Origin of the sequence: Nocardia uniformis NBRC 13702 (genome assembly GCF_001613345.1) — a bacterium.
In the GTDB taxonomy this organism is placed as follows: Bacteria; Actinomycetota; Actinomycetes; order Mycobacteriales; family Mycobacteriaceae; genus Nocardia; species Nocardia uniformis.
On sequence record NZ_BDCE01000052.1, the window covers coordinates 49,488 to 60,517 of the forward strand.

At 64.8% G+C, this 11,030-nt stretch carries 5 protein-coding genes (1 of these 5 only partly in view); 2 read left to right on the plus strand and 3 right to left on the minus strand.

Annotated elements, in window-relative coordinates; all coding sequences use genetic code 11:
• The 3 genes in view from NU1_RS17950 to NU1_RS17960 are tightly spaced (at most 37 nt apart) and all read right to left on the minus strand, a layout consistent with a single transcriptional unit that may run on beyond the window.
• Window positions 1-6,107, minus strand: the beginning of a protein-coding gene (locus tag NU1_RS17950; protein WP_084521547.1) for a non-ribosomal peptide synthetase. The gene continues 22,417 nt to the left of window position 1, outside the view; the window shows 6,107 of its 28,524 coding nt (coding positions 1-6,107); it begins with the start codon at window positions 6,105-6,107; its stop codon lies beyond the left edge, outside the window.
• Window positions 6,108-6,144: 37 nt separating this feature from the next.
• A complete protein-coding gene (locus NU1_RS17955) occupies window positions 6,145-7,437 on the minus strand; it encodes a MupA/Atu3671 family FMN-dependent luciferase-like monooxygenase (RefSeq protein ID WP_067522889.1) in 1,293 nt (430 codons plus the stop codon).
• The gene (locus NU1_RS17960; protein ID WP_067522892.1) at window positions 7,434-9,131 is read right to left on the minus strand and encodes a fatty acyl-AMP ligase; all 1,698 of its coding nucleotides are present in this window, start codon (window positions 9,129-9,131) and stop codon (window positions 7,434-7,436) included. Before NU1_RS17960 ends, NU1_RS17955 begins: the two co-directional genes overlap by 4 nt.
• Window positions 9,132-9,584: 453 nt before the next feature.
• On the opposite strand from NU1_RS17960, the gene NU1_RS17965 reads away from it, so the two are divergent.
• Window positions 9,585-9,788, plus strand: a complete 204-nt coding sequence (locus NU1_RS17965; protein ID WP_067522894.1) for a hypothetical protein — start codon at window positions 9,585-9,587, stop codon at window positions 9,786-9,788.
• 91 nt (window positions 9,789-9,879) lie between these two features.
• Entirely contained in the window at window positions 9,880-10,887 is a 1,008-nt protein-coding gene (locus NU1_RS17970; protein WP_067522897.1) for an Acg family FMN-binding oxidoreductase, read from the plus strand.
• The last annotated feature ends 143 nt before the right edge of the window (window positions 10,888-11,030 follow it).

An 11,030-nucleotide genomic window follows, 5' to 3' on the forward strand; every position in this document is an offset into this window, starting at 1 on the left:
AATACTCGAGAATCCGTCTCGACCTCGGCGCGCAGCAGATGGTCGACCGTCAATGCCGCCAGGCCGGCGTGTGTGACCTCGACGCCCTTCGGGAGTCCGGTCGATCCCGAGGTGTACACCACATAGGCCGTATTGGATGGGCGCACCGGCGCGCACCGATCCGCATCGGATATCGGGGTAGCCGGGCACTGCCGTATCCGGGTCGCGACGGTCGGGTCGTCGACCACCAGCCACGACATACCTTCTCGTGGCAGAGCCGCTGTGTACCGGTCGACCGTAACCCCGAGTAGCACAGCGGAATCCGTGCAGATGAACTGGTTGCGCCCCGTTGGGTGGCCGGGATCCAGCGAGAGGAACGCGGCTCCGGTCTTGGCGATCGCCCAGACCGACAGCACCCACTCCGGCGATCGCGGGACACCGATCGCGACCACCGACTCCGGACCCACCCCATGGTCGATCAGATAGTGCGCCAGGCGATTCGAGCGCTCATCCAGTTCGCGGTAGGTGATTCGCCGCTCCCCGTCCACAATCGCACCACCGGCCGGGTTGCGCACGGCAGCCGCGGCCAGCAATTCCGGCAGCACCACGGGGTCCACGACCTGGGTATTGCGACCCCAACCGTCGAGCAGCACCCGGCGCTCGGTTGTCGACAGCACATCGATAGCGCGCACCGGCACGGTGGGGTCCTGAGCCACCGCACCCAGCACGAACAACAGGCGCTGGGCGAGCACCGCGATCGTTGTCGCATCGAAAAGATCTGTGGCATAGCCGATATCGATCGGCATCGCACCGGTACCATCGGCGGCATCGGTCATTGTCAAGGTCAGGTCGAACCGCTCGATACCGGTTTCGGCGCCCGATCCGGTCACCTCGAGTCCGGGGAAATCGAAGTGAACCTCATCGAGATTGTGGAAGGCCAGCATGACCTGGAACAACGGGTGATGCGCCTGACTGCGCGGCGGATCCAAGGCCTCCACGACCTGCTCGAACGGAACCTCGGCGTGCGCGAACGCATCCAGATCGACATCGCGAACCTGCGCCAGCAGTTCGGCGAACGACACCGACTCGTCCACCCGGGTGCGCAGCACGAGGGTATTGACGAACATGCCGACCAGATCATCCAGTTCGGCCGCACCGCGTCCGGAAACCGGCGATCCGACAGCGATATCGCCGCTGCCCGACAGCCGCGCGAGCACGACCGTCAGCGCCGCGTGGAAGACCATGAAGACGGTCACTCCGTAGCTGTGCGCCAGCCCCTGCAACCCGGTGACGACCTCCGGCTCCACCACGAAGCGGTGCTTGGCCCCTCGATACGACGCCACCGCCGGTCGCGGACGATCGCTCGGCAGTTCCAATACCTCGGGCAGATCGCGCAATCGCTCGGCCCAATAGCGAAGTTGGCTCGACAGCATTGATTCCGAATCGTCGACAGCGCCCAGTAGCTCGCGCTGCCACAACGCGTAATCCGCGTACTGCACCGGTAGCGGAGCCCAGGCCGGTTGCCGCCCACTACACCTCGCCGCATAGGCCATCGCGAGATCACGCGCCAACGGGGCCATCGAGAACCCGTCCGAGCTGATGTGGTGCATCACCCAGATCAGCACGAACTCGTCCGGGCCCACCGACAGCAACCGCACCCGCATCGGAACCTGCCGCGCCACATCGAAACCCACCGACACCACCGCGTCGACCGCATCTGCCAGCGCGGAACCCGCCACCGGGCACGGGGTCATGTCCACCACCGTGGCCAGCTCCTCGACCGGAACCACCACCTGGAACGGGATACCGTCCGCATCGGGGTACCGGGTCCGCAATACCTCGTGCCGCTCCAGCACATCCCCTACCGCGGCCGACAGCGCCGCCACATCCACTTCGCCCGACAGACGCAACAGCATGGGGATGCTGTACGCCGCCGACTCCGGCGCGAATCGGTTCACGAACCACATGCGCTGCTGAGCGAACGACAGTGGCACCCGTTCCGGCCGCGGTCGGCGACCCAGCCGCGGGCCCTCGTCCACGCTCACCGCATCCGGGCTCGCTACGCGCTCGGCGAGCACCTCCGCCAACTCCCCCACCACCGACGCGTCGAAGATATCGCGTACCGCCACCGCGACGCCCACCCCATCGGCGAGGCGCGCCGACAACCGGGTCGCCGACAGTGAATTGCCGCCCAGCGCGAAGAAATCGTCGTCGACACCGACCCGCTCGATTTCCAGCACCTCGGCGAAGATCCCCGCCACCACCTCTTCCATCGCGGTGGCCGGTGCCCGGTAGCACACCTGCGCCAGCACCGGGTCGGGCAACGCGGCCTTGTCCACCTTGCCGTTCACCGTCAAGGGCAGCTCGTCGAGCACCATCACCACATCCGGCACCATGTAACCGGGCAGGCGCTCACCGAGACGTCGGCGCAGCAGCGCGCCGAGCGGCGCCGGGGCGCTCCATTTCTCCCGGGGCTCCAGCACATTGACCTGTTCGCCGCCGCAACCCTGGCTCGAATCGAGACCGTGGCGGACCGCGTACACGATGTGCAGGTCCGTCCCGGTCACATTCGGCGAGATGAGCGAGGCGACCTCGAAGTCCCGCTCGCACAGGAGTTTCTCGATACCGGCGAGCCGATCCTCGATATCGTGCACCTCGATCACCATGCGATCGATGAGCGGCCAGTGCGCGGTCTCGATACCGCGCAACGCCTCGAGTTCGCTGCCCTCCACATCGACCTTGAGCAGGTCGATATGGGTGATGCCGTACTCGTCGATAATGTGCGACAGACTTCGAATGGGTACGTCGACCTGTTCGAACTCCAGCCGGTCGGCGATCAGCTGATCGACATAGGTGTCCCCCAGATCGCGGCTCTCCGCCTGGAATTCATTGTGCAGGTACGACTCGAGAATATTGCGCTGTACCCGGCTGTCGGCGCCCCGGCCGGACAGCACCGACATTTCCGGGTAGTAGGTGAAGGTATCGGTCGCCGACTCCGCGCCGATGGCATATGGAATGAGTGTCGCGTTCAGACCGTGCAGCGCCGAATTGGCCTCGAACATCCGGCGCAACTCCGGCATCGGCTCGACCGCGTAGATCTCGAGATCGGGCGATTTGCTCTTCGCGTAGAGGGAGAACATGCCGACGTGTGCGCCGATATCGACCACGCATCCCGTGGTGGGGATGGTCAGACCGCAGGCGCAGTATTCGGCGCGTTCGAAGATCTCCTCGTAGAGGAACGAGATATTGGACTTATTGCGGCCGACCACCGGCATCCCGTTCGGGAGTTCGTGCAGTTCGTTCGCGGCGATCACACCGTCGCGCTGTAGCTGCAGACATTTCGCGGCCACTGGCGCGACGCGAGGATCCGGCACCATATAGGCGATGAGCTGTTCCACGGGCGCGGCCTCGGGTGTGCCCCCGGTGGCGGTGCGAGTGGTTACCACGGCCCGGGCGACCACGTCCTCGGCGGCCAGGACGGCTTCGACCTCACCGAGTTCGATGCGGTATCCGCGAATCTTCACCTGTTCATCGGCGCGACCGACGTATTCCAGCGCTCCATCCGTTGTCCAGCGCACGACATCACCACTGCGGTACAGCCTTCCGGCACCGGTCGAATCGAACGGGTCGGCAATGAATCGCGCGGCCGTCAGTCCCGCGCGGCCGTGGTAGCCCCGCCCGACCTGGCTGCCCGCCACATACATCTCCCCGGCCACGCCCGCGGGTACCGGTCGAAGCCACGAATCCAGCACGTACACACGCAGATTCGCCAGCGGGACGCCGATCGGACTGGCCCCCGGTTCGCTACGCCAATGCTGTTCGGTGAGAACCTGTTTCGTCACGTGCACGGTGGTTTCGGTAATGCCGTACATATTCACCAGCACCGGTGTGTTCGGGCCTTCGACGAACGGCCAGCGCCGCAGGCGCGCGGGGTCGAGGGCTTCGCCGCCGAAGATCACCATCCGCAGGGCGGAGCGGTCTTCCACACGTGCACAGCGTGATTCGATCAGTGCGTAGAACGCCGACGGGGTCTGATTGAGAATCGTCACCCGCTGCGCCACGACGAGATCCCACAGTTCCGACGGCGAATACGCCACTTCCCGTGGCACGACCACCACCCGGCCTCCGTGCAGCAGCGCGCCCCAGATTTCCCAGACCGAGAAATCGAACGCCTGCGAGTGGCACCACGCCCACACATCATCGGAGCCGAAACCGCACCAGGGCTGTGTCCCCACGAACAGTGAGACCGCGTTCGCGTGGGTAATGGCGACGCCCTTGGGTTTTCCGGTCGTACCGGAGGTGTAGATGAAGTACGCGGCATTCTCCGGCCGCAGCCGGGGCGGCGCGACGACGACCGGCTCACTCGAACCCGGATCGTCCATGTGCACACGTGCCACGTCCAGATGCCCGATGAGATCGGCGGTGCTGTCGTCGACCAGCACGAGCCGCGGATCGGCGTCGGCCAGAATGTAGGTGAGCCGGTCCGGCGGTGACGCCGGGTCGAGCGGCAAATAGGCGGCACCGGTCTCGAGCACGGCGAGCAATGCCGTGATCAGCGCAATGCCACGCGGAAGTGCGACCGCCACAATGGTTTCCGGCCCGGCTCCGCGCGCTGCCAAGACCTGCGCCAGCTGCCGAGCGCGAGCGCCGAGCTGTTCGTAGGTGAGCTGTTCGGTGCCGGAGACCACGGCGACCGCATCCGGAGTCGTGACCGCCCGCTCATGGAACATATCCACGAGCGTGACGGCCGGGTCGACGGGGGCTGCGGTGTCGTTCCACTGCCGCAGCAGTCGATCTCGTTCGCCGGGCTCGAGTACGCCGATATCGCGGACCGGAGTGGTGGGATCGGTACCGATCGCCTGGAGGAAGTCGTGGAAGAACCCGAGGAATCGGCGATGGTGGCCCGCGAGATCCTCGGGCGTGTACAGGTTGTGGTTCGCCACGAAGTCCATTCGCGTGGCATCCGCGCCCGCGCCGGAATAGAAGCTCACCGACAGATCCGAGACCAGTCCGGGAGTCAATACCTGTAGCTGTCCGGCGATCGATCCGAGAACAATTTTCGTATCGAACATCATCAGGTCCACATAGGGACCGAAGACCTGTGACTGCGGTGTCAGCCGATCGGTATCGCGGAACATATCCTCCTGCCGGTAGCGCTGGTGGCGGAGCACATCGACCAACTGCTGTTGTGCGGCGCGGATCAGGTCCCCCACCGTGCCGCTCGGACCGCTGGTCACTCGAAAGGGAACGGTATTCGCCAGCATGCCGCCGGAGCGTCGCGCCGCCGTGGTGACACGTGCCGAGACCGGCAGGCTGAGGACGATATCCGCGCTATCGGTCATTCGGCCGAGGAACAATCCGAAGGCCGCCAGAATCAGCGCTGCCTGAGTCGTCGAATTCGCCTTGACCACCGCATCTAGCATCGCGGCCGTTTCGGTGGAGAGCACGCCGCTCACCGAGATGGGGTGGGCATCGGCTCGACCGCTCTGTCCGGCGAGGCTGACCGGTGCGGGCAGGCCGGTCAACTGCTCTCGCCAGAACTGCTGGTCCACCTCGAAACGTTCGGAGGCGCGGTATTTTTCGTCCTCGGCGACGAGTTCGGCCAAACCGCGAATGCGCAATGGCGCGGGTTGCCTGCCCTCGACCGCGGCGGTGTACACCTCGCCGATCCGGGTCAGCAGGGTCATCGCGGCGACCCCGTCCATCGCGATGTGATGGGCGCGCAGGTACCAGAACCAGCGTCGCTCCCCCACTCGCAGAACCGCGGTGGTGATCAGGCGATCCCGGTACAGGTCGACCGGGCGGCTGTACTCCGCACGCATCCATTCGTGGGCCGCCGCCACCGGATCCGCCGACGAGCGCAGATCCAGGCAGCGGACCGGCTCGTCCAGCGGCCGGTCCACCACCTGCAACGGTGCGCCCGCGGCCTCGATCAGGCGTAAGCGTCCCGCTTCGAACTCCCCCGCCACCCGCCAGAACGACTCCATCAGCAATCCGGCGTCGAGGTCGCCGTGCAGATCGATGCAGAGGGAGTTGGTTACCGGGGTCGAGCCAGCCAACTGCTGTGCGTACCAAATTCCCTGCTGTGCGGACGATAACGGAAAAGGAAGTGAAGGCTGGCCCGTCAATTGTGCTCCCGTATCTGTATTGTTCGGCGACGATCTGCTACGCGGACGACGCCCGCTTCCCGAGCCTGGCCAGCGATTCCAGTCCCGCCAGCACCTGCGAGTCCGGAATGCCGAAGTCGATCAGGCAGGCGATTTCATCGACGCCGATCTCGTGCAACCTTTCGACCATCGACAGCGCGGAGTCCGGCGTACCGAACAGGCCGTTATTGCGGTAGTAGCGCTCGAATGCGAAATCCAGCACCTTGGATCGCGAGTTCGCGTCCAGGCTGTCCAGTGCGGCGGAGCCGCGGCGCCACAGATCGACGGAATCCTCGAGATAGCGCTTGAAGGGCCCCTCGACCGTCTTGCGCACCTGGGCCTCGCTCTCGCCGACGAAGGTGTGCAGCATGACGGTGACGGTCCCCTCGTCGATACCGTGACCGTGCCGTACCCGCGCCTTGCGGTAGGCCGCCAACTTCTCCGCCAGCTCGTCTACCTCTTGAAAAAGCAAGGCGGTCAACACATTCGCACCCAATGCCCCGGCCATTTCGAAACGTTCGATACCGCCGCTACAGGTGAGCCAGATCGGGAGGTCCGGTTGCACCGGTGTCGGGAAGATCCGCACCGACCGCTCCTCGCCGACGCCATTGGGCAGGGCGATCGATTCGCCGCGCCACAGCTGTCGCACCGTTTCGATGCCCGATCGGGTGATCTCGACCCGATCGGTGTAGCGGTCACCCGCGAGCACGAAGTCGTCGACATTCCATCCGGTGGCGAAGGCCAGATCGACCCGTCCGTTGGACAGGTTGTCGACCACCGACCAGTCCTCGGCGACCCGCACCGGATTGTGCAGTGGCAGCACCACACTGCCCGCGCGAATGCGCACGCACTCGGTACCGGCGGCCAGTGCGGCGCCGAGCACCGCCGGATTCGGGTACAGGCCACCGAACTTGTGGAAGTGACGCTCCGGAATCCAAATGGCTCGGAGGCCGTGCGTATCGGCGAAACGCGCGCTCTCGAGTAACAGGTTGTAGCGACCGGTGGAATTCTGCTGCGCATCGCTGGCGAAGAACAGCAGGCTGAAATCGATTGCGCGAGAGGCGGGGACGTCGGATCTGGTACCCACCATCGCCGCGATATCGGCCAGGCTCAGCCCATCGAAGATGTCCTCGGCGGTGACTTCCGTATCGTACCGATCCTCCAGAATGGTCATCAGCTCCGCCGCTTGCACGGAATCGAGTCCCAGGGAGGTGAGCGGAGAATGCGGGTCGACCGATTCCCGCTCCAAACGCTCGGCCACCCAGCCCACGAAGAAATCCAGTACGGTCGCCGTTTCCGTCGATTCACTCATAGCACACTTCCCTCCAATGCTGTTGCAGCCGAGTAGATCTCACGCAAACGTTGCCGCTGAATCTTGCCGCTGGTCGTTTTGGGAACCTCACCTTTTCCGACGAAGATGATTCGATACAGGCTGATCGCATGTGCGCGACTGACAATGTCGCGAATCGAACCCTCCAGCTCGGTGGCGCCGCCCTTCTCCAATGTGTCGTTGAGCTCCTGGACGACCATCACGCGATCCTGGTTGTCGATACATGCCGCGAAAACGGCACAACCACCGGGCCGCAGCGTCGGGTGGTTCGATACGATCGTTCGCTCGATATCCTGCGGGAAGATATTGCGCCCGTGGACGATCATCAGCTCCTTGATTCGCCCGGAGATGAAAAGCTCTCCCCCGCGTACGAATCCGAGATCACCGGTACGCAAAAAGGCCGAGTTACCTTCTTCGGCAATGGTCGCCGCGAAGGTGCGCTCGTTCGCTTCCGGCTTCCCCCAATACCCGTCGGCGATACTCTCGCCGCGCAGCCATATCTCCCCGACGCGGTTCTCGGGGCAGCGCCGACCCGTTTCCCGGTCGACCACGGCGAGCTGTTCCGGCTCAACATGTCCCATACTCAGCAGCTCTCGCCCGCCGGACTTCGCGGTGGCGATACCACGCTCCAGGTCGTCGGGTGCGAAGAGTTGTGGGCGTGCGCCCGAACCACACGGACCGCCGCTGACGTACAGCGTGGACTCGGCCAAGCCGTAGGTGGGCGCGAAGCTCTTCGAATCGAAACCACTCACCACGAACGCATCGGCGAACTTCCGCAGGGTATTCGGATCCACCGGCTCCGCACCGACAAAGGCGGTGACCCAACCGCTCAGATCCAATTGAGCGGCCTCGGCGGGCGACACCCGCTTCGCGCAGAGACCATAGGCCAGATTGGGACCACCGGCGACGACCTTGTCGCTCTCCGATATCGCACGCAACCAGGCCAGCGGATCACGCAGAAAAGTCATGGGCGACATGATCGTGGCGGGCATTCCCACGAATACGGGCAGCAGTATGCCCTGAATGAGACCCATATCGTGGTACGGCGGCAGCCACGAGACGAGCGAATTCTCGTTGCTGAGTTCGAAGTTCGTTGTGATGAGGCCAAGGTTGTGCATCAGATTCCGGTGCAGCACCGTAACGCCCTTGGGCGTGCCGGTCGACCCGGAGGTGTACTGCAAGAAGGCAATATCATTTGGCGTGGGCGATTGGTTGGACGGCGCGAAACCCGAGATGCCCTCGTCCACATCGGTATCGATAATCCCGATACCGCCGCCGAGCAGTTCACTGCTGATGGGCACGGTCGATAGTGGCGCGATGGCCGCCACCGCGCCACTATCGCGAATAATCGCGGTCAGCGCCGTCGCCTGATCCAGCGAAGACGGAAGTGGGGCGGCGACCGCGATACGCCGTGTCGACAGGCAGGCGAAGAACGCGTACACGAAATCCGGTCCGGGCGGGCACAGCAGTACGACCCTGTCGCCGGGCGCGGTCGCTTCGACGACTCGCTTCGTCAGCGCGGTTATGCGGTCCCACAGGTAGCGGTAATCGACCTCTCCCTTATCTTCTCGGTAGCTCGCGAACCTGAACGCAATTCGGTCCGGGGTGTCCCTGACACGCGCCGACAAGATATCCACCAGAGTGAGAGGGTCGCGCGCCGATTGCTGTACATCCATTGACACCTCCGCGTAGGGAAAACGACAGAGCTAACCTGCAGCCAAGCACGAATATCACCCGGCGACGCGCCTGGCCGCGCCGACACGCCCAGCCGTAACCGAGCTGGACCAGTCGCGCGTGACCACATGTTTACCGTCGCCGTACGGCACCATCCCGGCCGTGGAATACGTCAACGGTACTTCGTACGAAACATCGGTTCGTACGAGCCACGCCGTCCAGCAGCGAATTTCAGGCAAATGACGAAACGGCCCGCCACCCGGGGACTCCATCGGATCGGTCCGAAGCAGGGTTCGTACGCTGGCCCCATGACGCCGGACGGGTCGAATCCACATGTGTCGCGCCGAGGCGAGCGCGATGGTCGAGCTACTCGCCGATCACCGCGCAGGGGCGCTCACGGTGGTATTCGCGACGGTCGGGATGTACCTCGTGATGATTGCGCTGGTGCGACTGCCGTGATCTTCGAACTCTCCGGCACCATGAGTGTGCCGCGCTCGGACCGGCCCATCGATCCCAGCCTGCTCACCGATGTCATCGGCGCGGAACTACTCGACCACGACCCCCGCGATCGGTTGACCCGGCACGACCACACTGGACCGAACAATCGCACATGGGCGAGGTGCTGTACTCCGGCTGTCCTCGACGCCGCGACGCGGTAAGGCCCAGACACGGACGTGCGGTGACCAAATGCCCTGTGGTATAGGAGGGATGGCCATTCCTCCCGGGCGCGCCGGTCGGGACACTCGACGTATGAGAGTCGACGACGACATACTCACCGCCACCGCACCGGATGATTCGACGGTGCTCGCGGCCATGAGGTCAGCCATTCGCGCGCCCTCGGTGCACAATACCCAGCCGTGGCGCTGGCGATTCGACGGCACCCGGTTGGATCTCTATGCCGATGCCGACCGACTGCTGGCCACCACCGACCCCATGGGCCGCCAGTTGGTGATCAGCTGCGGTTCCGTATTGGATCACGCGCGCACGGCTTTCGCAGATCGCGGCTGGCACACCGAAACGGTGCGCCTACCCAACCCACAACGCCCGGAACGCCTGGCGACCATCGGATTCTGTCCGTGGCACGAACCCGGCGCCGATATCCGCCTCCGCGCCCGGGCGATCGAGCGACGGCGCACCGATCGGCTGCCATTGCACGAACCCGCCGGCTGGACCGCCGTCCCGAACAGTTTGCGCGAGCTGTGTGCCCCGCACCATGTCGAGGTCGACGTGCTCACCGAATCCGCCCGGTCGCAACTCGCCACCGAGTCCCGCCGCCTCGGCCGCCTCCGGAATCTCGATCTGCTCTACGAAGCCGAATTGGACTGGTGGGTAGGGCATTCCGGCAAGCGCGACGGTGTGCCACGGTCCGCATTGACTTCGAAGGAAGAACTCGCGCGGGTCGGGGTAGGCCGGGCTTTCCCCGCCGTGCCGCATTCTCCCCGCCGTCCCGATCTCGTGGACCGGTCCCAGCTTGTCGTCCTGAGCACCACGACATCATCTGTGGCGCAATGGCTCCAGACCGGTGAGGCGCTTTCGGCGGTACTGCTGCACTGCACCGCCAAGGGTCTGGCAACCGGCGCGATGACTCATATGACCGAACTGCCCGCAGGGCGAGAACTGCTCGCGAACCTGACCTCCTGCCCCGGCACACCACAGATCACGATCCGTATCGGCACCGCACCGCAGGACGACGAACCCGTGCCGCCGACACCTCGCCGACCGCTCACCGACATCCTCACCCTCCCTGCGAAACGGTGATCCCCACGGAGACCTGGGGTCTCACGCTTCCTGATCCGCCCTCGAACCAGGGATCGTCCGGATGGGAGTAACGTCACGAGGTCCACCGCCCGCTCGGTGGCGGACACGTAGTCGTGCAGCGTGTTTCGCTCGCAGCCTCGCAC

Bases quoted from the DNA above. Each gene is read 5' to 3' on its own strand.
- NU1_RS17955 (WP_067522889.1), bottom strand. From the start codon at position 7,437: ATGAGTGAATCGACGGAAACGGCGACCGTACTGGATTTCTTCGTGGGC.
- NU1_RS17960 (WP_067522892.1), bottom strand. From the start codon at position 9,131: ATGGATGTACAGCAATCGGCGCGCGACCCTCTCACTCTGGTGGATATC.
- NU1_RS17970 (WP_067522897.1), top strand. From the start codon at position 9,880: ATGAGAGTCGACGACGACATACTCACCGCCACCGCACCGGATGATTCG.